Source organism: Acinetobacter sp. Li1LvA2, from assembly GCF_056156705.1.
In genome coordinates, this window is the sequence record NZ_JBSICF010000001.1 from 151,428 (window position 1) to 176,636 (window position 25,209).

The 25,209-nt window shown below is 37.6% G+C and carries 30 protein-coding genes; 21 read left to right on the top strand and 9 right to left on the bottom strand.

Annotation, left to right across the window (positions count from 1 at the left end):
- Positions 1–85 precede the first annotated feature (85 nt).
- Positions 86–778 (top strand): type 1 glutamine amidotransferase domain-containing protein, encoded by a 693-nt coding sequence (locus ACS604_RS00690; protein ID WP_474769491.1) that lies wholly within the window; start codon positions 86–88, stop codon positions 776–778.
- Positions 779–873: 95 nt separating this feature from the next.
- Here the strand turns inward: ACS604_RS00690 and ACS604_RS00695 are convergent, their stop codons facing one another.
- Together ACS604_RS00695 and ACS604_RS00700 are read right to left on the bottom strand one after the other, a co-directional pair.
- Positions 874–2,079 carry an NAD(P)/FAD-dependent oxidoreductase gene (locus tag ACS604_RS00695; protein ID WP_474769492.1) on the bottom strand — a complete coding sequence of 402 codons (1,206 nt, stop codon included), beginning with the start codon at positions 2,077–2,079 and terminating at the stop codon, positions 874–876.
- Positions 2,080–2,237: 158 nt separating this feature from the next.
- Positions 2,238–2,786, bottom strand: a complete 549-nt coding sequence (locus ACS604_RS00700; RefSeq protein WP_474769493.1) for an RrF2 family transcriptional regulator — start codon at positions 2,784–2,786, stop codon at positions 2,238–2,240.
- A 405-nt stretch (positions 2,787–3,191) separates the two neighbouring features.
- Here ACS604_RS00700 and ACS604_RS00705 point away from each other — a divergent pair, with 405 nt between their 5' ends.
- Positions 3,192–3,560: a hypothetical protein gene (locus ACS604_RS00705; protein ID WP_474769494.1), complete on the top strand. Its 369-nt coding sequence runs from the start codon at positions 3,192–3,194 to the stop codon at positions 3,558–3,560.
- A 57-nt stretch (positions 3,561–3,617) separates the two neighbouring features.
- Here the strand turns inward: ACS604_RS00705 and ACS604_RS00710 are convergent, their stop codons facing one another.
- From ACS604_RS00710 to ACS604_RS00725, 4 genes are all read right to left on the bottom strand, one after another.
- On the bottom strand, positions 3,618–4,637 hold the full coding sequence (locus ACS604_RS00710; RefSeq protein ID WP_474769495.1) for an MBL fold metallo-hydrolase: 1,020 nt from the start codon (positions 4,635–4,637) through the stop codon (positions 3,618–3,620).
- A gap of 140 nt (positions 4,638–4,777) precedes the next feature.
- Positions 4,778–5,347 (bottom strand): TetR/AcrR family transcriptional regulator, encoded by a 570-nt coding sequence (locus tag ACS604_RS00715; protein WP_474769496.1) that lies wholly within the window; start codon positions 5,345–5,347, stop codon positions 4,778–4,780.
- A gap of 100 nt (positions 5,348–5,447) precedes the next feature.
- Entirely contained in the window at positions 5,448–6,446 is a 999-nt protein-coding gene (locus ACS604_RS00720) for an NADP-dependent oxidoreductase (protein WP_474769497.1), read from the bottom strand.
- 51 nt (positions 6,447–6,497) lie between these two features.
- Entirely contained in the window at positions 6,498–7,301 is an 804-nt protein-coding gene (locus tag ACS604_RS00725; RefSeq protein WP_474769498.1) for an oxidoreductase, read from the bottom strand.
- 230 nt (positions 7,302–7,531) lie between these two features.
- Here ACS604_RS00725 and ACS604_RS00730 point away from each other — a divergent pair, with 230 nt between their 5' ends.
- Genes ACS604_RS00730 through ACS604_RS00745 form a run of 4 tightly spaced genes read left to right on the top strand, consistent with a single transcriptional unit; the run spans position 7,532 to position 11,126 of the window.
- Positions 7,532–8,545, top strand: a complete 1,014-nt coding sequence (locus ACS604_RS00730; protein WP_474769499.1) for an alpha/beta fold hydrolase — start codon at positions 7,532–7,534, stop codon at positions 8,543–8,545.
- A gap of 24 nt (positions 8,546–8,569) precedes the next feature.
- Positions 8,570–9,433 (top strand): alpha/beta fold hydrolase, encoded by an 864-nt coding sequence (locus tag ACS604_RS00735; RefSeq protein WP_151962922.1) that lies wholly within the window; start codon positions 8,570–8,572, stop codon positions 9,431–9,433.
- A gap of 46 nt (positions 9,434–9,479) precedes the next feature.
- Complete coding sequence (locus ACS604_RS00740) at positions 9,480–9,866, top strand: hypothetical protein (RefSeq protein WP_004792125.1); 387 nt, start codon at positions 9,480–9,482, stop codon at positions 9,864–9,866.
- Between the two features lie 9 nt (positions 9,867–9,875).
- Positions 9,876–11,126, top strand: a complete 1,251-nt coding sequence (locus ACS604_RS00745) for an NADH:flavin oxidoreductase/NADH oxidase family protein (protein WP_474769500.1) — start codon at positions 9,876–9,878, stop codon at positions 11,124–11,126.
- A gap of 62 nt (positions 11,127–11,188) precedes the next feature.
- On the opposite strand, the gene ACS604_RS00750 is transcribed toward ACS604_RS00745, so the two are convergent.
- Both ACS604_RS00750 and ACS604_RS00755 read right to left on the bottom strand, forming a co-directional pair.
- On the bottom strand, positions 11,189–11,629 hold the full coding sequence (locus ACS604_RS00750) for a winged helix-turn-helix transcriptional regulator (RefSeq protein WP_174739631.1): 441 nt from the start codon (positions 11,627–11,629) through the stop codon (positions 11,189–11,191).
- Between the two features lie 134 nt (positions 11,630–11,763).
- Positions 11,764–12,810 carry an AraC family transcriptional regulator gene (locus tag ACS604_RS00755; RefSeq protein ID WP_107881416.1) on the bottom strand — a complete coding sequence of 349 codons (1,047 nt, stop codon included), beginning with the start codon at positions 12,808–12,810 and terminating at the stop codon, positions 11,764–11,766.
- A 107-nt stretch (positions 12,811–12,917) separates the two neighbouring features.
- Between ACS604_RS00755 and ACS604_RS00760 the strand changes: the two genes are divergently transcribed.
- The 5 genes from ACS604_RS00760 to ACS604_RS00780 are packed head-to-tail and all read left to right on the top strand — an operon-like array spanning position 12,918 to position 17,492.
- Entirely contained in the window at positions 12,918–13,721 is an 804-nt protein-coding gene (locus tag ACS604_RS00760; RefSeq protein ID WP_107881414.1) for an SDR family NAD(P)-dependent oxidoreductase, read from the top strand.
- Positions 13,718–14,464, top strand: a complete 747-nt coding sequence (locus tag ACS604_RS00765; RefSeq protein WP_474769501.1) for an acetoacetate decarboxylase family protein — start codon at positions 13,718–13,720, stop codon at positions 14,462–14,464. The genes ACS604_RS00760 and ACS604_RS00765 overlap by 4 nt, the downstream gene beginning before the upstream one ends.
- A gap of 13 nt (positions 14,465–14,477) precedes the next feature.
- The gene (locus ACS604_RS00770; protein ID WP_107881411.1) at positions 14,478–15,332 is read left to right on the top strand and encodes a metal-dependent hydrolase; all 855 of its coding nucleotides are present in this window, start codon (positions 14,478–14,480) and stop codon (positions 15,330–15,332) included.
- Between the two features lie 28 nt (positions 15,333–15,360).
- Positions 15,361–16,587 (top strand): NADH:flavin oxidoreductase/NADH oxidase family protein, encoded by a 1,227-nt coding sequence (locus tag ACS604_RS00775; RefSeq protein ID WP_107881409.1) that lies wholly within the window; start codon positions 15,361–15,363, stop codon positions 16,585–16,587.
- Positions 16,588–16,622: 35 nt separating this feature from the next.
- Positions 16,623–17,492 (top strand): metal-dependent hydrolase, encoded by an 870-nt coding sequence (locus tag ACS604_RS00780; RefSeq protein ID WP_474769502.1) that lies wholly within the window; start codon positions 16,623–16,625, stop codon positions 17,490–17,492.
- Positions 17,493–17,548: 56 nt separating this feature from the next.
- On the opposite strand, the gene ACS604_RS00785 is transcribed toward ACS604_RS00780, so the two are convergent.
- Positions 17,549–18,481 carry a LysR family transcriptional regulator gene (locus tag ACS604_RS00785; protein ID WP_107881405.1) on the bottom strand — a complete coding sequence of 311 codons (933 nt, stop codon included), beginning with the start codon at positions 18,479–18,481 and terminating at the stop codon, positions 17,549–17,551.
- A gap of 99 nt (positions 18,482–18,580) precedes the next feature.
- Between ACS604_RS00785 and ACS604_RS00790 the strand changes: the two genes are divergently transcribed.
- The 10 genes from ACS604_RS00790 to ACS604_RS00835 all read left to right on the top strand — a co-directional run bounded on the left by ACS604_RS00790 (position 18,581) and on the right by ACS604_RS00835 (position 25,196).
- Positions 18,581–19,015 (top strand): DMT family transporter, encoded by a 435-nt coding sequence (locus ACS604_RS00790; protein WP_004792134.1) that lies wholly within the window; start codon positions 18,581–18,583, stop codon positions 19,013–19,015.
- A gap of 9 nt (positions 19,016–19,024) precedes the next feature.
- A complete protein-coding gene (locus ACS604_RS00795; protein ID WP_474769503.1) occupies positions 19,025–19,489 on the top strand; it encodes a DMT family transporter in 465 nt (154 codons plus the stop codon).
- A 150-nt stretch (positions 19,490–19,639) separates the two neighbouring features.
- Positions 19,640–20,038, top strand: coding sequence for a CDI toxin immunity protein (locus ACS604_RS00800; protein WP_238611463.1), 399 nt, complete (start codon positions 19,640–19,642; stop codon positions 20,036–20,038).
- A 579-nt stretch (positions 20,039–20,617) separates the two neighbouring features.
- A complete protein-coding gene (locus ACS604_RS00805) occupies positions 20,618–21,172 on the top strand; it encodes a TetR/AcrR family transcriptional regulator (protein ID WP_474769504.1) in 555 nt (184 codons plus the stop codon).
- 420 nt (positions 21,173–21,592) lie between these two features.
- Positions 21,593–22,507: an LPO_1073/Vpar_1526 family protein gene (locus ACS604_RS00810; RefSeq protein ID WP_474769505.1), complete on the top strand. Its 915-nt coding sequence runs from the start codon at positions 21,593–21,595 to the stop codon at positions 22,505–22,507.
- 169 nt (positions 22,508–22,676) lie between these two features.
- Positions 22,677–23,345 (top strand): hypothetical protein, encoded by a 669-nt coding sequence (locus tag ACS604_RS00815; protein ID WP_474769506.1) that lies wholly within the window; start codon positions 22,677–22,679, stop codon positions 23,343–23,345.
- Positions 23,346–23,548: 203 nt separating this feature from the next.
- Positions 23,549–23,689 (top strand): hypothetical protein, encoded by a 141-nt coding sequence (locus ACS604_RS00820; protein WP_107881382.1) that lies wholly within the window; start codon positions 23,549–23,551, stop codon positions 23,687–23,689.
- Between the two features lie 161 nt (positions 23,690–23,850).
- Positions 23,851–24,033: a hypothetical protein gene (locus ACS604_RS00825; protein WP_004792145.1), complete on the top strand. Its 183-nt coding sequence runs from the start codon at positions 23,851–23,853 to the stop codon at positions 24,031–24,033.
- Positions 24,034–24,240: 207 nt separating this feature from the next.
- Positions 24,241–24,699 carry a hypothetical protein gene (locus ACS604_RS00830; protein ID WP_107881380.1) on the top strand — a complete coding sequence of 153 codons (459 nt, stop codon included), beginning with the start codon at positions 24,241–24,243 and terminating at the stop codon, positions 24,697–24,699.
- A 260-nt stretch (positions 24,700–24,959) separates the two neighbouring features.
- Positions 24,960–25,196: a hypothetical protein gene (locus tag ACS604_RS00835; protein ID WP_004792149.1), complete on the top strand. Its 237-nt coding sequence runs from the start codon at positions 24,960–24,962 to the stop codon at positions 25,194–25,196.
- The last annotated feature ends 13 nt before the right edge of the window (positions 25,197–25,209 follow it).

A 25,209-nucleotide genomic window follows, 5' to 3' on the forward strand; every position in this document is an offset into this window, starting at 1 on the left:
ACTTTACTAAGCGCACACTTTCAGTAACAGCTTTCTATGCTTTGATAGATGAAAGAATTATAAATATGAACAATGAGGTGATGAAATGTCTAAACGTATATTACATGTCGTGACCAATGTTTCACGCTATAAAGATATCGATGAACCAACAGGGCTGTGGCTAGGCGAGCTTACCCATGCCTATGACGAATTTGAAAAGCAAGGGTATATACAAGATATTGTTAGTCCTAATGGTGGAAAAACTCCGATTGAACCAAAATCATTAGGAGCTTTGGTTTCTGATAAGTCTGTAAAAGCGAGGGAAGATGATCAAGCTTTTATGACTTTATTGGCTAATACTTTTAAGCCTTCCGATATTAATTGGCAAGATTATGATGTGATCTATTACACAGGCGGTCACGGTGTTATGTGGGATTTTTTAGATAATCCTGAACTGCAAGAAATCACCAAAAATATTTATGAAAAAGGTGGCATTGTTTCGAGTGTTTGTCATGGCTATTGTGGCTTACTCAATGTACGGCTTTCAAATGGCGAAAGACTGATAAAAGATAAAAAGTTAACTGGCTTTGCTTGGAGTGAGGAAGTTTTGGCAGGGGTCGCGAAAAAGGTCCCATACAATGCTGAAGAGTTGGCTAAGGAATATGGTGCACATTATGATAAGGCCTTTATTCCATTTGCACCGCACGTGGTTCAAGACGGCAATTTAATTACAGGACAAAACCCGTTTTCTGCTAAAAAAACAGCTTTAGCGATAATAGAAGAGTTAGAAAAGTTATAACTTAATGTCTCAAAAATAAACCCTAAAAGCAAAACCAGCGACGGCTTTGCTTTTAGGGTATCTAAATAAAGTAGTTTGTCCTAGAAAAGCTAATATTAAGGAACAATAACAAAATCAGGGTTTGCGATTGCAAAAATTGCTTCGCGATCTGCAACTGGCGGATAAATCCAGACCGTATTAATTTCTTGTTTAATTTTTTTCGCCTCTTCACGTACAAACTGAACTTTTCGATCCCATCCTTCAGTATAAAGTGCGCCCCACGGACCTAAATCAACACAAGTCACATACTTTGGTTGGCTATAGGCATGTAGTGGTAAGTCAACCAATTCTGCGGCAGCATTGTAACCAGCTACACGACCTAGGCTCATCGCGTGCTGACATGACATCACGTTAAAATTACCTAAATCGTCGGTTGGAACTTTTACCGTATCACCCGTCACAAAAATATTTTTTGCCTCAGGTGCATGTAAATAAGCATCACCTAAAATACGACCTAAATTATCTTTTTCACCTGCAATTTGAGTGGTAAGCGAGTTTGCTCGCATGCCCGCAGTCCAAATAACCGTTTCTGCTTCAATTCTTTCACCGTTAGAAAGAGTTACGCCAGAAGCATCAAGAGCAGTAACGCGTAGCCCAGCTTTACCTTCCACGCCTAGCTCGTCGAGAGCTTCACGAATGATAGCCGCAGCTTCGTCACCCAAGGCTGCACCAATTTCTGCTGATGAATCGACTAAAACCACACGAATATCAGTTTCACCTAAAATGTTACGCAGACGTTCAGGCATTTCGGTAACCGTTTCAAGCCCAGTCAGTCCACCACCAGCGACAACTACAGTATTACGAGCTGCATTTGTAGGTTTGTTGGCTAAGTTTTTAAGATGCTGGTCTAATTTCTCCGCATCTTCTAATGTGCTTACGCTAAATCCATACTCGGTAAGACCTGGTATTGGTGGCATAAACGTGGTGCTTCCAGTTGCCAGAATAAAACGGTCATAGCTTAAAGTCTGTTTATCGCCCTGAGTTGTGGTAATCACAAGATTTTGGGCAGCAGCATCAATTTCATTTACCCAGCCAGCTACATATTTAACATCAACTACGCTTAATACTTCTGAAATATCAGGGTACATATTTTCAAGTACAGCTTCATAAAGACGAGGACGAATATCCACATTTGGACTAGGGGAAACCATTACCAATTCAATGTTTTGTTCTTGCGATGCTAAGTGAATTACCCTTTGTGCAGCAAGTGCAGCCCATAAACCAGCAAAGCCAGAACCTGCAATAATAATACGTTTACTCATTTGATTATCCTTTTGATAAGTTTTCGGACAACACATTCCAGCTCATCACAAAATTTAGGGTGAGCGAATCCATTCTCTGATTGTCCGAAAAAATCTGAGAAGGCGTTTAAAAAGGATTAGGGGGAGTTTACTTTAGGGCGCGGAGCCCTATCAGCTTATTAGTCGGGCATATCCCGTGATATTCTACTTTTCCGCATTTTTGCTGTTCTTCCTTCAATGCGTTCACTGATCCAACCATTTACATCACTAAAAAATACGTCGGGTGCATAACGGCCAAAACGGTCTGCAATATCGCCAAGTGTATGAGCACCTAAAGCGTCTTGCATGGCTTTTTCAGCCTGTAGCATGACTGCATGCACTGCGCACACACCACTGGTTGCCCAATCGGGTGGGGCATTGTTAAATACTGCACATTTTCCACGGACTTCTTGGCACTCAAAAAGTGGTTTTTCACCCTCAATTGCATTCACGATATCTAAAAAACTAATTTCGTGCGCAGAGCGAGCCAGTAAATATCCGCCGCGAACACCTTCTTGTGCTACAACAAGTCCAGCCTTTTCAAGTTTAGGAAAAATCTTGGCCATAAAACTTGGAGAAACTCCTTGTAATTCGGCAAGATCCTTACTACTCAAAGGTTTATCTTCATTGTTCACAAGAAAAAGAAGACAGTGAATCGCATACTCGACGCTACTAGTGATATAAGCCATTTAGTTTCATAATTGATCAACTACAAACACAGACTAATGTAGTCTGTGTTTTAAGTCAACAATAAAACTAAGACAAAGTTAGTCCTAGTTTTGAGTGGGCTTTGTTAAAGTGTTATTTTTGAGTCTATCTATTTGAATAATTTAAATTTTAATAAAATAAAAAGATTTTAATAATTTATAAAAATTTATTTATTTCTCTTGAGCGTAAAAATATCTAATAGATGTTTAATGAGGTAGTTCGCAACTTATAAGTAAGATAGATGAAAAGGGGGATAGGCATTTATCATTTATTTATAGAGTCTTTTAAATTATATTTATATAGATTGTTTAAATTAAAATATTGAATAGCTTTAGCTGAATAAAAATATTTTTTACATAGCCTGATGAATGAATAAGAGAGTTGTTTTGAAAACTGAATTTATTATTAGATGTATTTATGCGCTTTGTCTTATAGGTGCAGGGTTTAACCATTTACAAACAGTTCTAATGCACGGTTTGTTTTGGGATTATAACAATGCACCACTATTTACCTGTATTTATTGGACATCTTTAACGTTTATTGATCCACTTGCAGCAATTCTTCTATTTTATAGGCCACGTATTGGCTTAATTATAACTTTTCTTATTATATTTAGTGATGTCATTCACAACACTTGGATTACATTAAAAGTGGGCCGAGACTTGCTCAACTATATGTATATTTGCCAATTTTTATTTCTGGTTTTTGTTTTGTGCACAATTAAGTTTCCTTGGAAGGCACATAAAACAAGTTAAAATTTAAAGATTGGAGAGCAAAAGCACTCTTTTACTCTCCAAATAATTTCTTCAAACTTAAGAACGCCACCAATAATTTTCGACATTTGGCTCGTTTAAGTTCAAGATTTCACCCATTTGCGGTGTGCTAATCGCTAACGCATTCTCTTTAGCCAAACCAACAATACGTTCAAACGGGTCATCCCAAGCATGAAGTGCCAAGTCAAAAGTCCCATTGTGCACAGGCAACAAATGACGACCTTTTAAATCGATATGTGCTTGTAAAGTTTGCTCTGGTTGCATGTGAACATCTGGCCATTCAGGGTCATAAGCGCCAGTTTCTAACATAGTGAGATCGAAAGGTCCATAGCGATGTCCAATCTCTTTAAACCCATCAAAATATCCCGTGTCACCGCTAAAAAATACACGTAAGTCACTATCAATAATCACCCATGAAGCCCAAAGCGTCGAATTGCTATCGCCCATGCCGCGGCCTGAAAAGTGATGGGCAGGGGTAGCAACCAATTTTAGTCCATCGACATGGGTAGTATCCCACCAATCAAGTTGTTGAACCTTTTCCGCTGGAATTCCCCATTTAATGAGCGTATCACCCACACCAAGCGGTGTTAAGAAATGCTCAACTTTATCGTTAAGTTGCATAACCGCATGGTAGTCGAGGTGGTCGTAGTGGTTATGCGACAAAATCACGCCTTTAATAGGCGGTAAGTCCACAATGCTAATCGGTGGCTGGTGAAAACGTTTCGGGCCAATCCACTGAAAAGGCGAGGCACGCTCTGAAAAAACAGGGTCGGTTAACCAAAACTCATTACGTAATTTTAACAAGATGGTTGAATGCCCAAGACGAAATAGGGAGCGGTCAGGCGCACTTAAAAGTTGTTCTTTTGACAAACTTAAAACAGGAATCTCTTTATTAGGTACCGTGTCTTTGGGTTTGTTAAATAAAAATTTCCACATTAACCCCAGTGTTTTTCCGAAAGAAGGCTGATGCTGGTTCGGGCGGGTATTTCTAAATTTGCCATTTTGCTGCTGAGATGGCATTAAGGGAGAAGGCAAGTCTGTTGTGTTTGAAATAGTCATCTTGTTTTTCCTTATTGGAACAAACCTATATGTGCAAATAAGAACTTGGGCTAAGTGCTTATTTTGATTTATTTAAATGAGTATTTACTCACTCATTAATTGCTTTAAAAATAAGGACGCCGCGCATCCTTAACTTTTGTCTAAATTGAAACGGCCTGCCAAAACGCTTCAAAACCAGATTTACGATAACGCTCGGCTTGGGAAGAGTCTTGGGCAATAAAATTAAGTGTAACTTCGGCAAGCGCACCTAAAATTGAAGCAATAAATAACGGTGGATAATCTCTTAATTTGCCATCGTTAATACGTTCTTGAATGTTTTGGGTGAGGTCACAAAAGGTTTGCATGCCAATTTGTTTGCTTTGCTCAGTAATTTGTTCTGATGTTGAAAGCTGTGCCATGACTTTACGTTTGAGTGGAGCTTCTAAACTCCAGTCCAAATAGCTTTGCCAGATATGCCACATTTGTGTTTGCAGGTCTGATTGAGTAGGGTAACCAAGCATCATGACCTGACGCAATTCGGCCTTGAGTGAAAGATATAACTGATTAAGCAGTTCTTCTTTATTACTAAAATAAGTAAATAAAGTGCCTTCTGCTACGCCAGCGACTTTGGCAATTTTTGAGGTAGACGCACGTTCGCCAAGCTCTGCTAATGTTTCAATAGCAGCGTTTAAAATAGCATTACGTTTATCTTCACTACGAGGACGAGCCATATATAAATATATTAATTGAGTGATTACTCAATCATACATTAAAATAATGAGAGAGCAATCATATTTTGCATAAAAGCTTAACAATAAGATGAAAAAAATATTACGAGTCAAATTGTAGAACGACTTTCCCTTTTGATCGGCCAGCATTTACATATTGAAGCGCTTCTTTGATTTGAACAAAGCCATAGGTCTGGTCAACCACAGGTTTAATTTTTCTAGCTTCTACTAGTTCAGTAATTTTTGAGAGCTGTTGACCATTGGGCTGCATAAATAAAAATATATAAGTAATGCCGCGTTTTTTTGCTTTATGTCGAATTGACCAGCTTAACATCGGGATGACACATTTTAGGAACCAGTTCGGATTAATTGCCTCTGCAAAAGCATGGTCAGGTGGTCCTGAAATACTAATAAGACGTCCACCGCGTTTAAGAACGTTTAATGATTTTTCTAAGGTTTTCCCGCCTTGTGTATCTAAAACTACGTCGTAGTCTTTAAGCTCCTGCTCAAAGTCCATTGTTTTATAGTCAATGATGATGTCGGCGCCTAGCTCTTTCACCCAACCACTATTTTTGCCACTAGTTGTGGTTGCAACCGTAGCGCCAAGAGACTTAGCAAGTTGAATTGCAATTGAACCCACACCACCTGAACCTGCATGAATAAGTACTTTTTGACCAGCTTTAACTTTTGCAATTTCAACCAGCGCTTGCCATGAAGTTAAGGCAACTAAAGGTAGAGCCGCTGCCTGTTCCATCGAAATATTTTGCGGTTTAAGCGCCAGTGAAGACTCTTGAACGACCGTATATTCAGCAAAAGCACCGTTTAAATCGGTCTTGGCATAGACTTCATCTCCGACTTTAAACTGAGAAACCTTCGAGCCTACTTCTACAACTGTACCTGCAAAATCATTGCCTAAGATGAAAGGAAATGGGACGGGCAGAATTGCCTTAAAATCACCCTCTAAAACTCGTATGTCTAGAGGGTTAATACTGGCTGCATGAACTTTAACAAGTACCGCATTTTCTGACACAGATGGTTTAGGCTGTTCATCGACCTGCACATCACTAATATTGCCGTAGCGGGTTATATAAGCTGCTTTCATTTCGAACCTCTATTTTTTTGAAATTTTTAATGTTTTAATTTTTGTTCTGTACTACACCTTCATGCTTCGCTGAATTAACTTGTCAAAGATTTTTACAGGAGCAAAGCGTCGTAATGCTTTTAAGCTTTTTGCAGTTTTTCCTGCTGTGTAACGTGGTACAACATGTTGACTCTTAATGACATTTAAAATGGTATGGGCAACCACACTTGGGTCATCTGACTTATTCATAGCGTTAATCATTTGTCGGTGTAACTTTTCACGCGTTTGATCGTAAAAAGAAACTTTATTGTCTGCTTCAAGTAAGTTTACTCCTAAAGAAGTATTCGTATAAGCAGGTTCAATCAAAGACACACGAATTCCTTGTGATCTTCGCTCGTGGTCTAAAGACTCAGAATAGCCTTCAAGTGCATGTTTAGACGCCGAATAAAGAGCGCCAAAAGGCATAGGCACAAGTCCAAGAATTGAACTGATATTTAAAATAAGTCCTGATTTTTTCTGACGCATGTGCGGAATAACTGCGCGAGTCATTCGAACGGCACCAAAAAAGTTAGTATCAAAAATAGCTTGTGCTTGTTGCATTGAGCTTTCTTCAGCACCAGCAGGTGATATTGCAAACCCAGCATTGTTAATTAAGACATCAATTCGGCCTTCATTTGCAATTACTTTTTCAATGGCTTGAGTTACCGAGTCGTCTTGATTTACATCTAATTCGATCAGATGAAATTTATAGTTTGATGAATTTTTCGCTTGGCGGCTTGTTCCATAAACAATAAATCCTGCCTCATGTAAAAGGTCTGCGGTCGCTAAACCAATACCCGAAGATGCGCCTGTAATGAGAACTACTTTGCTGGTCATATCATGTTCCTTACTTAAACTTTGTCGCCTGAACGAATGAATTCCGGCTTGATTTTTTCATCATAATCTAAAAATAAAATAGTTACTACTAAAAAGATAGTGACAAATAAGTATTGTGGTCGTATAGTAAGTATTAAATGAGTAGTAACTGTGGTGAATGTCGTTAATCTCAATAGATTGCTCATCGAAACAGTTAAATCAGTTGAATGAATAGAATTAGGATCAGAGAAATGAAATTTCTATTAAATACAATTGCGATGGGGTTAACGGTGGCATCTATTTTTAGCGCTCCCTTAACTCAAGCAGAGACGGTGGCATCTATTTCTTTTAGTGACCACGTGACTCAGGAGAATAAAATGTCATCAAATATTGTTAGCAATCCGCAAGCAGGTTCAATCTCTCAGCAAGATACAAATTGGAAGAATGTACCGACTCAATTTATTCGTGCCGGTGACGTTAACTTCGCTTACCGAGAATATGGTCAACAAAACGGTGGAACGCCTGTCATTTTTTTAAATCATTTAGCGGCTGTTCTAGATAACTGGGACCCACGAATTATTGATGGAATTGCGGCTAAACATCATGTGGTGGTGTTTGATAATCGTGGTGTTGGTGCTTCTACAGGTAAACCAGCTCAGTCGATTGAGCAAATGGCAGACGATGCGATTGCATTCATTCAAGCAAAAGGCTTTAAGCAAGTTGATTTATTTGGCTTCTCGATGGGTGGCATGATTTCACAAGAGATTGCTTTGAAGCAGCCGAATTTAGTTCGAAAAATGATTTTGTCGGGAACTGGTCCTGCGGGTGGTACAGGCATTAGTACGGTTGGACGAATTTCTAATTGGGATTTAGTTCGTGGAATGGTGACTGGCCAAGACCCTAAGGTTTATCTTTTCTTTACGCGTACTGAAAATGGTAAATCTGCTGCAAAACAGTTTATTCAACGTATTAATGAACGTACCGAAAACCGCGATAAAGAAATCACCATTTCTGCCTATCGTGCCCAGCTTAAAGCACTCAAAAAATGGGGAAGTAAGAAACCTTCCGACCTTTCTGTGATTCAACAACCTGTGTTAGTTGCTAATGGTGATCATGACCGAATGGTTCCAACCGTGAATACCTATGATTTGGCAAAACGTTTGCCAAATAGCGCTCTCGTTATTTACCCAGATGCTGGTCATGGTGGAATTTTTCAATTCAATGAAGATTTTGTAAAACAATCACTTACATTCTTAGCGAAATAAGAACTTAAATTTAGGACAATGACGATGACAACAATTACACATCAAACAGCCGAGACCCAATTCATTGAAGTAGATGGAGCAAAATTTGCCTATCGTCGATGGGGTAACTCAAATACAGGGCAGCCACCGCTATTTTTTCTTCAGCACTTTCGAGGCGGTTTAGACAATTGGGACCCAATCATTACCAATGGTTTGGCACAAGGGCGTGAAGTCATTTTATTTAATGGTCGAGGCATTGCTTCATCTACAGGTCAACCTCGTACCCGTATTGAAGATATGGCAGATGATGCAGCCGCAGTCATTCGTGCATTGGGCCTAAAACAAGTTGATTTATTAGGCTTTTCACTCGGTGGCTTTCAGGCACAAGATTTAGTACGCCGTCATCCTGAACTTGTAAGAAGACTTATGCTTTTAGGTACAGGACCACGAGGTGGTAAACCACGCGGTGACGACCCAGAAGTGGCGACATTAGTATTGAAACATGCCACAACTGCTGTGCCATCTGAAGAAGACTTTCTCTTTTTATTTTTTGGCCGATCTGAAGCTGCTATTCAAGCGGGCCGTGAATTTTGGCAACGTCGACATGAACGCAAAGATCAAGATACCCCAAGCTCAGTTGAAGTCATGCAGGCACAAATCGAGGCCAATATGCATTTCTTACCTAAACTTGATGAACAAGATCCATTTGCGCATTTACGTGAGATTAAACAACCTACTTTTATTTTAAATGGTGTTGATGATGTGATGATTCCGACCATCAACGCCTATCACATGGCACTTAACATTCCAAACGCGCAGCTATTTATCTATCCAGATGCAGGACATGGCGCTCAATTTCAATACCCTGAACGCTTTGTAAAGCATGCAAGCCAGTTTTTAGATGAATAAATGCATGAGTTCGAGCTAATCAATTTGATGAATCAAGAAGGCAAAAATCATGAAATTTAAATTGTTGCTGTGGATGCTCACTAAGCTCATGCAGCGTGCGGTAAAAAAGAATCCGAAATGTGCAGCGTTTGTGAATGATAAAAATGTCACCTTTCAGATTCAGACGGCAAGTGGTGAAGGGCGATATTTTGAAGTCAAGAATGGCAAGATTAACTCTTATTCAGGGCTAACCAAGTCGCCAAGTTTTATCTTTACATTTAAGACTGCGAGTAAAGGATTCGCCGTATTGTCTGCTAAAGACAGCGTGAATACGTTTTTAACTGCACTAAAAACACAAGACCTCGTCATTAGTGGAAATTTTGTAGATGTAATGTGGTTTCAAAGTTTAGTGGACTTTATTCAACCTCATTCAAAATCATCTTTAACTGTGTGAGATAAGACCATGGCTCAACCGCAATTAAAAACTAATCTCTTAAATCAGCCATTAATGTTACCCAATGGCTTTAGCATTCCAAACCGACTAGCGAAGGCTTCAACCAGCGAAACCTTAGCCACCTATTCAAATAATCCAACTGAAAAACATGTGCGGTTATATCAGCGCTGGGCTGCATCAGGAATTGGGATGATCATTAGTGGCAACATTATGATTGACCGACGTGCCTTGGGTGAGGCGGGTAATGTGGTTGTTGAAGATGAACGTGATTTTGCGATTTTACAAAAATGGGCAAAATCGGTGACCGAGCAAGGTTCTCAGTTGTGGGCACAGTTAAATCACCCAGGGAAACAGTCAACCAAAGGGTTAAATGTCCGTACTATTTCTGCATCGGCAGTGCCGTTTGGGCCAGAAATGCAATCTTTATTTGCGACGCCTGATGAAGCTGCACAAGCAGAGATTATAGATATTATTCAGCGTTTTGGTCGTAGCGCAGCGATCTGTAAAAAGGCTGGATTTAGTGGCGTTGAGATTCATGCTGCACATGGTTATCTGATTAATCAGTTCTTGTCGCCCTTACATAATTTAAGAAATGATGAATGGGGTGGTACACCTGAAAAACGCCGTCGTTTCTTAATGGAAGTGTATGCAGAAATCCGCAAACAAGTCGGTAAAGAGTTTCCGATTGCGATTAAGCTTAACTCGGCAGACTTTCAAAAAGGCGGTTTTACCGAACAGGACTCCTTAGAAACCATTCAGGCTTTAGCAGAGGCAGGCATTGACCTGATTGAAATATCAGGCGGCACCTATGAATCTGGTGTAGCCAAAGCGCCTCAAAAAGCATCGACCATTGCCCGTGAAGCTTTCTTTATTGATTTTGCTGAAAAAGTAAGAAAACTTGTAAAAACGCCACTCATGGTTACAGGTGGTTTTCGGACCGTAGAAGGCATGAATCAAGCTTTGCAGTCTCAAGCGTGTGATGTTATTGGGATTGCACGAATTATGGCGATTGAACCTGATGTACCCAAACTTTTACTAGCAGGCAAAAATGGTCTTCAGTCGGTGCATCCAATTAAAACAGGCATTAAGAAGATTGATAGTCTGGGGGTTATGGAAGTACTTTGGTACACCCAACAACTAAAACGTATGGGGAAAGGTCGAGAGCCAAAACCTCATGAAAGTGGTTTATGGGCATTTATTAAATCGATTTTACGTAGTGGTTGGGGAACATATGCAACCCGACGGGCACGGGCAAAATAACCGATTTACTTTACATGAACCCAATAAAAAGCACTCTAATTGAGTGCTTTTATCTATTTAAGTTATCCGATTTTTTGACTAATCGGGCGAGTACCAATTTCGGCACCAGTGATTTGATCAATCACAATTGGCTTAATTTCAGTGCCTTGTTCTGCATCAAGAAAAGTCACCATTTTTTCGGGTTGTTCAAAGGGTTTATGTTTTCTACCCCATGCACCAATCACAAATAAAGCTGGTAAAAAATCTTTACCCGCTTCAGTTAATAGGTACTCTTCACGTGGCGGATGTTCAGAATATTGTCTTTTTTCGAGTAAGCCTTCCTCTACTAAAACAGACAAACGTTTAGTTAGCATGGTTGGTGCAATACCTAAACTTTTACGGAACTGATCAAAACGTGTAAAACCCGCATGAGCATCACGTAAAATCAACATACTCCACGCATCACCTAGAACAGAAAGACTTCTAGCGATTGGGCAGACTTCAAGATTGCTATTTTTACTCATATCGAATTTATAAACCCAATAGTAACTACTAAAAAAATACTAACACAATTCCACTAAATAAGCCATTACACTCTTTTGTATGAGACAAGAAAATTACTGCTTTTGAGACTTAGTAATTTGTAGGGATCATTTCCTTATTTATTCTTTCTAAATGTAATTGGTGTTTCGCCAGTCCATTTTTTAAAAGCTCGTGTGAAATTCGTAGGTTGTATATAGCCCAGATAAAGCGCAATTTCTTGTATATCCATATCACTATGGAGTAACAAATGTTCAGCTTCTTTTTGTTGAGCTTCTTCAAGCAGTTGCAGATATGAAGAACCGACTTGGCTCAAATGGCGTCGTAATGTTCGGCTAGACATATTTAAGCGAGTCGCAATTTCATCAAATGAGGGATAACCCACCTGTGGTTTTAGGTTTAATTCAGCCTTTACAGTCAGACATATATCTTTAATTTTTTCAGAAAAACGGATTTGTTCAACTTCACATTGTGCCAGAGCTTGTTTAAAAGCGATCGGATCTGCCATTTTAATGGGTAAATCTAGAAGCCGTTTTTTATATCGAATTTGATTAGTTGCTTGGTTAAAGTGAATAGTCGGCAATAAATGTTGATACACTTTGTGATAAGTAGGTTCGGGCCAATCTACCCATAACTCAAGTTCAGTAAAGTCATGCGCTATTAGAAATTGGCCAGTTTGAATCACGCCAATCATCAAGCATTCATAAAAAAATCGTCTAAGCGTTTCTGCTTGTTCGGGTTGATTGCTAACAATTGGGTGAGTTTCATTAATTTCAATAATAGAAAACTCATTATTTTCTAGCAGAGTAATACGATAATCTTTTAATCGCATGTTAAAGAATTGAGTTGAAACCTCAGTGGCTTGACGTAAGTTTGTGCTACTCATTAAGGCGTATCCCATTGGACCATGAGCAGTTAAACGCAGTTTCAGTCCGTATTCATATCCCAAACCAGAATCTTTCGACAATAACAAGCTTTCCCATGCCAGTTTAGACCACTGCACAGGGGTAATACGTGCATCTAGTTGATCTAAAAGATTTAAAGGGATTTTACTTTTCTTCAAAATTTCAAGTGCAGAAAATCCTTTGTCGACCATGATTTCTAATAACAAATGCGCATAAGAAATAGGAATGCTGGCTTTGGAAAGCCCATAAGGATCTTTCATATTGTTTTTTATTGTGGCCGAAAATGATTAGCAGTATGTCTGATCCACATCTCACGCTCAAGTTAAAAGTTCGGAATAATCAATTTATTCTATTTTGAGCATTAATTATGAGCTTACCTATTCCACAAGTTTCCTCTCGAGTTGTGATTACTGGTGCTTCATCGGGCATTGGTGAACAGCTAGCAAAACAATTTGCTTTACGAGGCTATTCGTTAGTTTTAGTGGCTCGCCGTGTAGAAAAATTAGAGACACTTGCTGAGAAATTAAAAGCCGAATATCAAATATCAGTAGATTTATATCCATGTGACTTGGGTGATCGAGAGGCAAGAGCTAAATTTCGTGATTATTTAGAAAATATTGAAGTAACCATTCTTTGCAATAACGCTGGATTTGCGACTTTTGGTTGCCTACAAGACCTAGAACCGGACCGAGAGCGTGAAGAAGTTGAAGTTAATTCGGTGGCAATTCATGACCTGACCTTAACTGTGCTGCCACAAATGATTAAAAGAAAAGCTGGAGCGATACTCATTGTAGGGTCTACTTCTGGCCATCAGCCGACTCCTGCAAATGCAACTTATGCAGCAACCAAGGCATTTGCCAACTCTTTTGCCGAGTCATTACATAGTGAACTTAAAGGGACAGGGGTTAGTTGTACGCTACTTGCTCCGGGCCCGACCAAAACCGGTTTTAATGAAGTAGCAGGCATTACAAAAATTGATGGTGTTGGTGGTGGTCTCGTTTGGGTAACCGCTGAGCGAGTCGCTAAAGAAGCCATTCAAGGAATGGAGCGTAATTGTCGAATTGTGATTCCAGGGTTCGTGGCACAGGCCCAAACTTTTGGAGGACGTTACACGCCGCGCATTATTTTGTTGCCCATTCTTAAACAAGTATTTTCGAGATTAAGCCCATGAAACAGTTGATTAATGACTTACGTGTGCCTGTGAGTTTAGCCAATCTTGGCAATAAGCTTTATCACAATGCTCAATATTTGACTGCTGTGGTTGAAGTCGATGAAAAAGCGATGGCGCGCTGGTTACCGGCTGGAATGACACTGGTTAAACCTGCCAGAGCCGATTTGTTTTGTGCGTATTTCCCAGAAAATGTTTATACAGGCGCTTACCATGAAGCTGGTTTATTTGTTCATATTAAAGTTGGCAATAAGACAGGAATCTTTTGTCCTTGGATGATTTTGGACGATGACCGCGCCATGATTATTGGCCGTGAGTTATTAGGCTACCCTAAAAAGATGGGTGAAATTAGCTGGGAAAATGATGGCAAACGCATTTTAAGCAAAGCTTCACGTCGAGGCACAACCTTGATTGAAATGGAAGCCACGTTTGGTGAAGTCATTCATGATGCACCTCCAATTTTAGGACTACCACATCGGAATATTACGGGTGGATTAGGAATTGGTTTACCGCGTGAAGTTCGATTTACGCCTAAAGAGCACCCAGTTGAAGTTCGTCAGGTTGAAATGAGCTTACGTTTTACTGGCACAGCAAACGATCCTTTACATGATATGGGGCTAGGCAAAGTTGTTGAAGCCAGATTACATCGAGTTGATTTATCGGGAGGGTTAATACCACCGATTCAAATACCTCGTTTACGTACGCCGTTATTTTTATTACGTCAGTTTAATCCACGTGTTTTATAACGGGAGAATAAACATGAATACATTCTTTCAGTCACAGCCAATCCAAGATTTTTCTAAAATTTCCGCATCAATTGACATTACCGTGCGCCAATTAGATTTATCTTTTCCAGATGAAATACCAGACTTTTGGTTTAAAGATAATCCTTTGCTGACTATGTTATTTACTGCCTTATCGAGTGCTTTTCCAGATGGTGAACGGCAGTTTATTTATAGTGTGCGTAATTATCAGGACAAAATTAGCGATCCTATTTTGCTTAAACAAGTCCGAGCTTTTATTGGTCAAGAAGCCCATCACGGCAAAGAGCACGATATGCTTAATGCTGTGATGCTTAAAAAAGGCTATCCGGTTGAACGCATTTATAAGCGCTTTAAAAAGATGAACCGTATGTTGCAGCAACGATTTTCTTTAGAGCATCAGTTAGCTTGCACGGTATGTATGGAGCATTTAACGGCAATTTTAGCGGACTATTTTATTCGTATCGCCCCCGAAGACTTAGAGTTATTTGATGTGCATTTGCGAAAAATTTGGGCTTGGCATGCCATTGAAGAAACAGAACATAAAGCTGTGGCGTTTGATGTCTACCAGTCTTTAGTAAATAGACCTTATTTCTTACGGTTGGTGATGTTAGAAACCACGTTTTCATTTCTCATAATTACCACCAGAGGAACAAAAGAGCTGTTAAAGGCTTCGGGCAAAAATAGAGATGTTAAAAGTCTATATGTGGGTTTGAAGTATTTGTTTGGCAGACAAGGTGTTGTTCGAAAAGTTAGCCGTACCTATTTAGATTTTTATTCTAAAGATTTTCATCCTTGGCAACACGATAACCGTGATCAAATGACGAAATTAAAAGACAAATATCTCAATTAATCATTTTATAAATTTAGGAATAGACAAAATGACAAAACCTAATCTAAAGCCCACCTTAGCAAGCCCATTAACTTTAGCTTGTGGCATTACCATTCAAAACCGTATTGCTAAATCTGCCATGAGTGAGCAACTTGCCGATCGACATGGTTCGCCTACAACTGATTTACAACAGTTATATGCAGTTTGGGCCAGAGGTGAAACAGGGTTGCTGATTACAGGTAATGTCATGATAGACAGTCGTGCTTTTGTGGAACCAAGAAATGTGGTTTTAGAGTCGGCAAAATTTTTGCAAGCAAATAAGTTATGGGCGCAGGCTGCTCAAGCCAATGGTAGCAAAATTATTATGCAGATTAACCACCCTGGCCGTGTTGCGGTTTTACCACTTTTGAAAAAACCTATAGCTCCTTCAGCAGTTGGTCTTGATTTACCTGCCATGAACATTATTCGTATACCGCGTGCGATGACCGAACGGGAAATATATGAACAGATCAATCGATTTGCCCACACCGCTCAGCTCGCTATTGAAGCAGGTTTTGATGGAGTACAGGTGCATGCAGCGCATGGCTATTTACTCTCACAGTTTTTATCGCCTTTGGCCAACGTTCGGACAGATGGGTGGGGCGGTACTCCTGAAAATCGACGCCGTATGCTTATTGAAACAGTTCGGGCTGTACGAGTTGCAATCGGCAAAGACAAAATATTAAGTGTAAAACTCAACTCTGCCGATTTTCAAAAAGGAGGTTTAAGTCAGGAAGAATCTCTACAAATTGCATTAGCTTTAGAAGCTGAAGGTATCGATCTATTAGAAATTTCAGGGGGGAATTATGAGTCTCCTGCTCAGCTTGGGTATACGCCAGAACGACAGGTAGAGCGTGACGCATATTTTATTAATTATGCCACCGCACTTCGTAAACAAAGCAAATTACCACTGATGTTAACAGGTGGGCTGCGAGATGTAGATTTCATGAACAATATTGTTGCCAATGGGACAGTTGATTTGGTTGGATTGGCTCGGCCTTTTGCAATACAGCCAGATTTAGCAAAGCAGCTATTAGCCGGAAAATCGGTATTAAAACCAGCAAAAATTCCAGCAATTGGATACAAACCTGTTGATGCTTATTTGCAACTTGCTTGGCATGCTTCGCAATTTCGCCGTATTAGCAGTGGCCAGCAACCGAAAGCAATTAAGGGTTTAGCGCGAACATTGATTGCCTTTGGTCCCCGTATGGGCTTTAACATTTTAACTCAGGATTAGTGGTAAAGCGCTTTTGATATATATGGAGTTTTATCATGAATAGTTTAATTAGACAAAACCATGTCATTGTTCCACGGCGTCCTGTATTTAATTTCACTGAAACACCAAGGCATTGGATTTATGACGACCCAATAGTTTCACAGATATTAAATTCAATTAACCCGATTACACCTGCACCAGAACGTTGGTTTTGCCAGACTTTTAGAGATGCGTTGCCTTACATTAAAGATGAAAAACTTAAAGAAGCAGCAATTGCTTTTATTAAACAAGAAGGTGCTCATAGTTATGGACATACTCTCGGAACTCGGCATATAGAGGCTTTAGGTATTGATTTAAGTCGTTATACCAAACTGATGAATTGGATATTTAATGACATGATTGGCCCAAAACCATTAGGTTATGAATTAAAGCATCCACGTTTAAAATCGATGTGGTTAAATACCAGACTAGCAATGGTTGCAGCAGCAGAGCATCTGACTGGGGTCTTAGGGCATTGGGTTCTCAATGCAGACGGCTTACAACAAGCACCGGTAGAAGTAGAAATGTTACGTCTACTGCAATGGCATGGGGCAGAAGAGGTAGAGCACCGTGAAGTAGCCGATGCAATGTTTAGATACTTTAGTAATAGCAATGTACTTCGAGTGGGGGCGGCAATTTTCACGTTCCCTCTATTTATTGTCTTGGCTTATATTGCTGTAGAAAATTTAGTACAACGAGATGCTCAATTACCGCATCGTTTTCGTTTCAAAGATTATTTCCGAGCAGCTCGACAAGACCGTGTACCTAAGGTTGAGGATATAATACGTGCCTGTTTACGATATTTTAATCCTCATCATAATCCTTTAAATGAAGGGTCAACTGAGCAAGCTTTAGCATTTTTAAACAACATGAATAAGCTTAATTAAAAAGAGGCTTAACGTGCAGGGTATTTTTTCTTTATAAATCCTGATTAAAAGAAAAATTAATCCTGCCAATAAGGTGTTTCACCATAGACCTCAGCAAAATAATCAATAATTACCCGAATATTTAAAGGCGGATGACGCACATTCGGATAAATTGCGGCGATGTGCTGAGGCTGCGATTTTATAGAGGCTTCATATTGCGGCAAAAGTTTGATTAATTTGCCATCCTTTAAAGCCTCACCAATTAACCAGTCTGGAAATAAAACAATTCCCATCCCATGGAGTGCAACCATCATTAAGCTTTCAGCATTATTTGAAGCAAGTAAGGGCACAATTGGATAATGTACCCATTCCTCATTGGGTTTTCTAACCAACCAACGGTTAGGGCCTTCAAAGCCTTTATAGACTAAACATTTATGGTCATGGAGTTCTTTAGGGTGATCAAGCGTGCCGTATTTAGCAATGTAGCTAGGCGAGGCTGCCAAATGATATTTTTGTGTACCGAAAATACGTGCATGAAAGGATGAGTCTGTCAGGGTTCCAATACGAAAAATTAAATCGGTACTATCCCGAAGAGGATCTATAAATTCGTCTGTCTGAATGAGTTCTATTAAAAGCCTTGGATAACGTTCTGATAAACCCGCTAACCAAGGGGCAATATGCCGTTGACCAAAAAATACGGGTGCATTAATTCGGACCAGTCCAGAGGGTTCTATTGTTTTATCTTGCAATGCCTTTTGAGCTTCATCAAATTGCTCTGTAATTCTTTTGGCATATTCAAAAAATAATTTGCCCGATTCGGTCGGAGTGATTGCTCTTGTATTTCGATAGAAAAGTTGTTGTCCCAACGCATCTTCTAACTGTTGAATGGTTCGAGAAATCATCGATGCCGACACATCTTCTTTTCTCGCCACAATAGAGAAGTTTTGAGCATTATATACACTGATAAAAAAGCGAAGGGTACGAATATCAATCGAATTGGTTAAATTCATCTGTGCAATTTCTGCAAAAGTGATTCATGAATTATGCTGTTTTTATAATGAATTGGCTACTCTAAGATTCGTTGTCTAAATAAAATGAGGCAATGTTTTATGCAAATTCTATTACTGTTCCTTACCATTTTGGGTGGAATGGGGCTATCCGTAGAGGCAGGGCTTTTAGGGCCATTAGGTACAGAAGTCGGAGAGTTATGGGCCACTTTTAGTATTTTTGGTGTAGGGGCCGCACTTACTTTTTTATTAATGTTGTTTTTTAGCCCACGTAACAGCCCTTCATTTTTTACTCTTCCATCTTGGCAGTTATTGGGAGGTGTTATTGGTCCCATCTACGTCATTATTCTCACTATTACCGCACCGATTATTGGCATTGCCATGACCATGATTGGGATTTTGGCGGGTCAAGTTTTTAAGAGCCTTATTATTGATCACTATGGACTACTCGGAACTCCACATAGAAAAGTAGATCGTAAACGTGTGCTTGCGCTTGTTTTTATTGTGGTTGCACTTTCATTAGTTGCAAAGGCATAAGAGGGTAATATGACAATATTCATGATTTTATTGGCTGTCATCGGTGGTGCTCTTTTAAGTGTTCAAGCCGCAATTAATGGTCAGCTTGGCAGTAAAGTAGGCGTATTTCGTAGTGCTTTTTTGACGTTTTCGGTAGGCGCTTTAATTACAGCATTGCTTATTTTTTACTTTGAGCCAAAACAAACTTTAACATTGCTAGACGTACCTAAATGGCAACTGCTTGGCGCAATGTGTGGCGTTCCCTATATTGTGATTATGGTCTTAGCTGTGCAAAGAATAGGGGCGGCTGTTGCTACGGTTGCGGTGATATTTGGACAACTCTTAATGAGTATGTTGATTGATAATTTTGGTTGGTTTGGCAATGAAATTCTGCCTTTTTCAATGTATCGATTAGGTGCACTCATCTGTTTAGCGATTGCCCTTTATTTTATCTATTCGAGTAGTAAAACGACTCAAGTTGAACCTAACAGCTAACATGCTTATAAAGCAGGAGGGATCTATTAAGTTAATATTTATTGTTTTTACTTAATTAATTAAGTAAAAACAATAAATTAATAGCTAAAAAGTTATACAATACATCTGAAAATAGATTATTAATCTTAAAAAGAAAACTAGGTAAAAGATATGTCTTTATTTGAAGAATGCAGAAGTGCATTACAAAATGATTTTCAAATTATTAATGATAAAAATACAGAGGAAGTTTTCACGAAGTTAAATGCGTATCCCATAAAACAAAACTATATTTTATGGACAGATATAGATTTTAAAGATTTTGATGACATGGAAGAGTTGTTAGAAAGCATGCAAACAATTCAGAATGAAAATGTCTATGTCGTTGCAGATGATCAGGATATTCCAGTCTTTACCTCTAAGCTGAAATCAATAATCGAAAATATATACGATGTTATGGCTTTGTGCCCTAAAGTTTTTATTTTTAATGAAACTATCCTATTAGAGCCACTTTTTCCAACTTATACCGTTAGAGTGGCTTTTAAGTCTAACTTAAATAAATCTCATATTTAAGGATACTCTTAATTATGTAATTAAATGAAAAACAATAATTAATTAAATAGTTTCTAGCCAATTTCACATTGACACCTTAATTTTTGAAGATTACCATTTGCGAGCTGGCCTACATTGCCAGACGGTTTTGACGGACCGTAATTCAACCACATCAGGATTATTTCTTCTGAGGAATAGTTTTGTGTGCACATCTCGTTCCCTCCCGTAGCGGTAGGACGGGAGTGGGACACTTTCGAGTGTGCTGGAGTTGAACCAGTCCGTCAACCTGCTTCCGTTCTGCCACCATAATTTATAATGTTTCGGCAGAACTCCCAAAAGAAGGAGTTGGCTATGCATATTCATAAATTATTGGCAGTCACTGTCAAAATCTATCTCGACACAACTTAAATCAATTTAAAGCAGTTTGATGGGCTATAGGCTTTTCAGGCTTTAATTCGTCACGACTAAAACTTAGCAACAATAAAACTTGAGATGTGCCAAGCACAGTCTTTACGGCTTTGCTGTGCCTTTTTTTCTCCCAGAGAAGGCACAGGCTTTTTAATCTCTTTCGAAACAACAAGAATTTATAACGGTAAAACTATGCCAACTTTAGAAAAATCTTCCAAAAAATTACAGGTTATTCATACTGCAATAGAGCTGTTTAATAACTATGGATTTCATACTGCGGGCGTGGACTTAATTGCCAAAGAATCTAAAATTCCTAAAGCCACTTTTTATAACTACTTTCACTCAAAAGAGCGGCTTATTGAAAGATGCATCTCTTTTCAAAAAAGCCGATTGAAAGAAGAAATGCTGGCAATTATTTACTCAAGCCGTTACAGAACCTCAAGCGATAAACTCAAAGAGATTATTGTTTTACATGTCAATTTTAATAGCCTGTACTACCTTTTACTGAAAGCCATTTTTGAAATTAAACAGATTTACCCTCAGGCCTACCAAATGGCAGTTGAGTATAGAAAATGGTTGCTTCGAGAAATTTTTGATCTGGTGTTTAGTTTAGAAACTCATGCCCTAAAACCTGAGGCCAACATGGTTTTAAACCTTATTGATGGTTTGATGTTCCAGATTTTAAGCTCAAATCGTTTGGATGAAAGGGATATGGTGGTGGAGAGGTTTTTTGGTGGGGACTGCTAATTGGTTCCGTTTTTAAATGGGAATAAGTTGCAAATTGATCAAAATTTTTTAATAAATACTGAGGAATCATTTAAAAAGGAAGTAAAATTCATAAGAAGTTATCTAAATTTGATATTCATAAATTTGTAAATTAGGTAAGATCAAAATGTTTCGACTAATTTCGACTAATTATAATATTATTTTCCTTTATAAGTATGCTTTTAGCTCTATGCTGGGGAATTACTAAACCAGGATTTGATTCATGGGGGGGATTTATAGTTGCAATTATTGCTTTACTGATGAGTTTTAGGATCCCAAAAAATGAGAGTAGTTCAGTAACCAAAATACAGAAGGTTTCTGATAATTCTATAGGAATTCAGGGTGAAAATATTACAGGTCTTACGATTAATCAGAGAGTTAATAAAGATGTGGACTCCTCAAATGGGTAATAATCAAAAACAGGATGTCAAAAATAATTCTACAGCTGTTCAAGCAGAAGTAATTGAAAATTTGACTATTGAAAGTGGTTTGAGTCCTAAAGAGGTTGAAATTTATTGTTTAGGTCTCTTTGAATGTAACTTTCCACGTTTAAGAGATGCGGCTGCTCAAAAGGCAGAAGAAAATATAAAAATTTTTGCGGAAAATTTAAAAAAAAATATAGAGAAAAATATTGAAACTATTGTAATTGATAAATTTTCTGACCCAGATGTTCAATTTTACTTAAATGATGTCATTCAAAATATTGCACGAAAAGGAGAAAAGGCTCATCCAGAAATATTGATTGAGTTGATTAAGAATAAAGTTTCAAAAAAAGCAGATGATTTTGATGATTTGATATGTAATCAATCAGTTAACTTAATCGATAAATTGACAGTAGAACATATTCAACTATTAGCTTTTATTAGAATAGTAAATAATATTTTACCTTCAGAAGATTTAATGAATATCAGTGATATGGATGAGCAGAAACTTATATTAATATTAAAAAAAATAAATAGAGGAATAGTTTTTTTTGAATCCATAGTAAATGCTTCATTTAATTTGAATTATATACAATCTAAATATCTAGAATCTATTGGGTTGATTCACTTTGATAATATGCCATTTGCTTATGAAGCTATTTCGATTTTAGAAGAAAAGATTAAAGAAAATAAAACTTTAGGTAAGAATTTAAAAGAAAATATAGAAAAATATGCTGAAAAATATCAGCTATTTTTGAAAAAGTATGATGAAATATTTAGATATAATTTTGTGACTTTATCTTTTATTGGAGAAAAAATTGCAAATAGTTATTTTAATAGTTTAGATCTATATGAAACCTTTGAAAAATACAGAAATTTTAATGATTTAAAATAGTATTATTGAGGAATAGCTTCAAATACTTCTGAGCACTAATATGAGAATTAAAACTACGTTTACATTTGTCTGTTTATTTCTGGCAAGCAATTTCTATACATCTTTTGTCTATGCAGGAGTATCAGTCCGTGGATATTATCGTAAAAATGGAACTTATGTGAGTCCACATATGCGTTCTAGTCCAGACGCTCGACTTTATAATAATTGGAGTACAGCTGGTAACGTCAATCCATATAATGGAAAGATAGGTACAAAAACAACACCTTCAAGTAGCAGTTATGTGTATAGTTATTCTCAACCAAAAACAATCTATGATCCGTCATCCTCTAGCAATCAATATGAAGTTCCGAAACAGGCAGTAGATGAAAATTCAAAAAAAAATATTAGTGAAGTAGATCATTCCAAGTTAGGTTTTGTCCAACAGGAAGTTAATAATGAATCTATTGCAACGTATCTTTCGAAAAATAAAGCTGAAGAAAAAACTATTATTGAAAATGATATTACATGGATATTTTTAACCAAAAACAATTCGGATGCCACGTATGTTAGACCAGGTGTACGTGAACATTACAGTGATGGGTACCCCATAATTTCTATGATGTTTACTGGAGTTATGAAGCCCAATGGTCGTCCCACTTGGCTAGGTAAAAGATTTATTAAAATGAAAATAAACTGTAATACTCAGCAAGCTGCATTGGTAGCGGATGCTGTTATTAACTCTGAGGGTACTGTTGTTAAAGATATAATTTATAGAGAGAAAGATAATGTAAAATGGGGAGAAATTAGTATGTTTTATAATACAAAAGAATTTTTTAAAGTGGCAAAAGTATGTAACTAAATTTAGTAGTTTATTGAAGCTCAATCGTAAGTAATACAAAGAAGGATAATTAATAGTTATGCTTCTTTTCTTGGGAAATAATTCTAATTTTTTTTATTACACATTGCTTAAAAAGTATACAGAAACCTCGCTAAAACGAGTTGGAACGCTACAAACGTGAATGATACTTTAAATTTCACTCTTCCCAATAACTGAGGTGAGCAATGAAATTGTTAGCTTTGTTCAGTATGGGAGTTGCAGCGAGTTATTGTTATAAAACTATAAAAAATAGCGAGCAAGCTCTTCTGAAACCAACTTTTGATGAAATAGTAAAAAACTTTGTATTAGCAGAATTTAACGACTAATACGTACCGTTATTTTTAATTAAATAAAAAGCTCATCGGAAGGTGGGCTTTTTTGTTGTTTGTTATAGAATTCAATTTTATTTTTTAGAAAAAATACACAAACTCTCTTGTTTATTTAGGTGTGTTGACATAACAATGCGATATAACAGGAGTGTCAAATTATGAAAACAAGAATTGGCTACATTCCTAATGAGGAAGAAGAAGAGGAATCTTTGCTTACGGCGAAAGTTGATTCTGAAATTGAAAAATTAAGAAAAAGAAGGGATGAACGAACACTAACCTATACTGATGAGGAAAACGATATTAAGCATAAAATTCAAATAGAATCTTCATTGAAGAGTTGATATTAAATCTTCACAACTATATTGCGAATTAATTAGCAAAACCATATTTTTTTAAGGGCATAAAGAATAATACTTACATAGAAACTATGGTAATTACATTTAATCATATTATTATTTCATTTTTTAACGTTAAATTTATCATAATTTCATAAAGAGGTACTGAAGCGTAAAAAGACTTTTGAATCTCATAACTATAAGGAGATGGAGATGCCAAGGTATTTAGCTATCGCAGATAAAGTATATGAAAAAATAAAAAATGATAAGTTATATACTGAAAATACAGTTGAGAACTTAAATTGTCTAATCAGTGAAATCCGTAAAGCTATTAAAGGTACTGAGTTTAAACTTAAACATAATTTTATCAATTTTGAAGAGTGTCTCTCAAAGCCATTAGCTGAGTGCGAAGTCAAAATTGATCTTTCTATCATGCCTAAGTTTCAAAATGAAGATGAGTTTATTTTGTGGCTGGCAGGCTTTATTGAAAGAATAACAATCGGTGGAAAGCCAAAACTTCCTCCTACCTCTCAGATGATACCAAAAGGTTTTGAATTTAATATAGATATCAAATCTGTACCAATAACCCCACAAAAAGAAGAAAGTGTTGAAATGATAATAAATTATTTTAAATCTGAGGATTACTTTAAAAAAACTAAAATATCTTCGTGAGAAGAATATGGAAGTGTAGGTGCATCATACTTCTTTACACTGCTGAAAAGATTACAGCGACCGCCTCTGGGGCGGTTTTTTAGTTGAATTTTTTTAGCTTTAAATGAGCTAAATCATTTAGGATTTTGAACAACATAAAAATTAACGACAGTAGAATTCGCCAAAATTAGATAAACAATTTTTTAGTCATAAAAAAGATAATACGGCATAAAGATCGACGTGATATGGTATGTGAACACCTCCAAAAATAAGGATTAGATATGTCGGGCAATACAACGAAGTGGCTTTGTGTGGGTGGTGTTCTAAGTGGAGAGTGGAGAGAGCAGCAATTAGAAGCTTTTGATGTTGATCCTAATGATTTAAATACTCATAGTTATGAACCAATGAAACTTATTAATCCTGTTACCAAGGCAGAACAACATTTCTACGTATATACGGAGCTACAGGAACAAGCATATGAAAGGGCAATAAATTTTGCCTTATATAAAAATCAATAAGGATGAGAGAGCA

What these genes read in the sequence shown, in the direction of transcription:
- ACS604_RS00810 (WP_474769505.1), top strand. Translation starts at nt 21,593, where the DNA reads ATGGGTAATAATCAAAAACAGGATGTCAAAAATAATTCTACAGCTGTT.
- ACS604_RS00795 (WP_474769503.1), top strand. Translation starts at nt 19,025, where the DNA reads ATGACAATATTCATGATTTTATTGGCTGTCATCGGTGGTGCTCTTTTA.
- ACS604_RS00755 (WP_107881416.1), bottom strand. Translation starts at nt 12,810, where the DNA reads ATGAAAGATCCTTATGGGCTTTCCAAAGCCAGCATTCCTATTTCTTAT.
- ACS604_RS00760 (WP_107881414.1), top strand. Translation starts at nt 12,918, where the DNA reads ATGAGCTTACCTATTCCACAAGTTTCCTCTCGAGTTGTGATTACTGGT.
- ACS604_RS00720 (WP_474769497.1), bottom strand. Translation starts at nt 6,446, where the DNA reads ATGAAAGCAGCTTATATAACCCGCTACGGCAATATTAGTGATGTGCAG.
- ACS604_RS00710 (WP_474769495.1), bottom strand. Translation starts at nt 4,637, where the DNA reads ATGACTATTTCAAACACAACAGACTTGCCTTCTCCCTTAATGCCATCT.
- ACS604_RS00825 (WP_004792145.1), top strand. Translation starts at nt 23,851, where the DNA reads ATGAAAACAAGAATTGGCTACATTCCTAATGAGGAAGAAGAAGAGGAA.
- ACS604_RS00770 (WP_107881411.1), top strand. Translation starts at nt 14,478, where the DNA reads ATGAATACATTCTTTCAGTCACAGCCAATCCAAGATTTTTCTAAAATT.
- ACS604_RS00750 (WP_174739631.1), bottom strand. Translation starts at nt 11,629, where the DNA reads ATGAGTAAAAATAGCAATCTTGAAGTCTGCCCAATCGCTAGAAGTCTT.
- ACS604_RS00765 (WP_474769501.1), top strand. Translation starts at nt 13,718, where the DNA reads ATGAAACAGTTGATTAATGACTTACGTGTGCCTGTGAGTTTAGCCAAT.
- ACS604_RS00735 (WP_151962922.1), top strand. Translation starts at nt 8,570, where the DNA reads ATGACAACAATTACACATCAAACAGCCGAGACCCAATTCATTGAAGTA.
- ACS604_RS00715 (WP_474769496.1), bottom strand. Translation starts at nt 5,347, where the DNA reads ATGGCTCGTCCTCGTAGTGAAGATAAACGTAATGCTATTTTAAACGCT.
- ACS604_RS00725 (WP_474769498.1), bottom strand. Translation starts at nt 7,301, where the DNA reads ATGACCAGCAAAGTAGTTCTCATTACAGGCGCATCTTCGGGTATTGGT.
- ACS604_RS00830 (WP_107881380.1), top strand. Translation starts at nt 24,241, where the DNA reads ATGCCAAGGTATTTAGCTATCGCAGATAAAGTATATGAAAAAATAAAA.
- ACS604_RS00805 (WP_474769504.1), top strand. Translation starts at nt 20,618, where the DNA reads ATGCCAACTTTAGAAAAATCTTCCAAAAAATTACAGGTTATTCATACT.
- ACS604_RS00700 (WP_474769493.1), bottom strand. Translation starts at nt 2,786, where the DNA reads ATGGCTTATATCACTAGTAGCGTCGAGTATGCGATTCACTGTCTTCTT.
- ACS604_RS00790 (WP_004792134.1), top strand. Translation starts at nt 18,581, where the DNA reads ATGCAAATTCTATTACTGTTCCTTACCATTTTGGGTGGAATGGGGCTA.
- ACS604_RS00690 (WP_474769491.1), top strand. Translation starts at nt 86, where the DNA reads ATGTCTAAACGTATATTACATGTCGTGACCAATGTTTCACGCTATAAA.
- ACS604_RS00775 (WP_107881409.1), top strand. Translation starts at nt 15,361, where the DNA reads ATGACAAAACCTAATCTAAAGCCCACCTTAGCAAGCCCATTAACTTTA.
- ACS604_RS00745 (WP_474769500.1), top strand. Translation starts at nt 9,876, where the DNA reads ATGGCTCAACCGCAATTAAAAACTAATCTCTTAAATCAGCCATTAATG.
- ACS604_RS00780 (WP_474769502.1), top strand. Translation starts at nt 16,623, where the DNA reads ATGAATAGTTTAATTAGACAAAACCATGTCATTGTTCCACGGCGTCCT.
- ACS604_RS00815 (WP_474769506.1), top strand. Translation starts at nt 22,677, where the DNA reads ATGCGTTCTAGTCCAGACGCTCGACTTTATAATAATTGGAGTACAGCT.
- ACS604_RS00820 (WP_107881382.1), top strand. Translation starts at nt 23,549, where the DNA reads ATGAAATTGTTAGCTTTGTTCAGTATGGGAGTTGCAGCGAGTTATTGT.
- ACS604_RS00730 (WP_474769499.1), top strand. Translation starts at nt 7,532, where the DNA reads ATGAAATTTCTATTAAATACAATTGCGATGGGGTTAACGGTGGCATCT.
- ACS604_RS00695 (WP_474769492.1), bottom strand. Translation starts at nt 2,079, where the DNA reads ATGAGTAAACGTATTATTATTGCAGGTTCTGGCTTTGCTGGTTTATGG.
- ACS604_RS00800 (WP_238611463.1), top strand. Translation starts at nt 19,640, where the DNA reads ATGTCTTTATTTGAAGAATGCAGAAGTGCATTACAAAATGATTTTCAA.
- ACS604_RS00785 (WP_107881405.1), bottom strand. Translation starts at nt 18,481, where the DNA reads ATGAATTTAACCAATTCGATTGATATTCGTACCCTTCGCTTTTTTATC.
- ACS604_RS00835 (WP_004792149.1), top strand. Translation starts at nt 24,960, where the DNA reads ATGTCGGGCAATACAACGAAGTGGCTTTGTGTGGGTGGTGTTCTAAGT.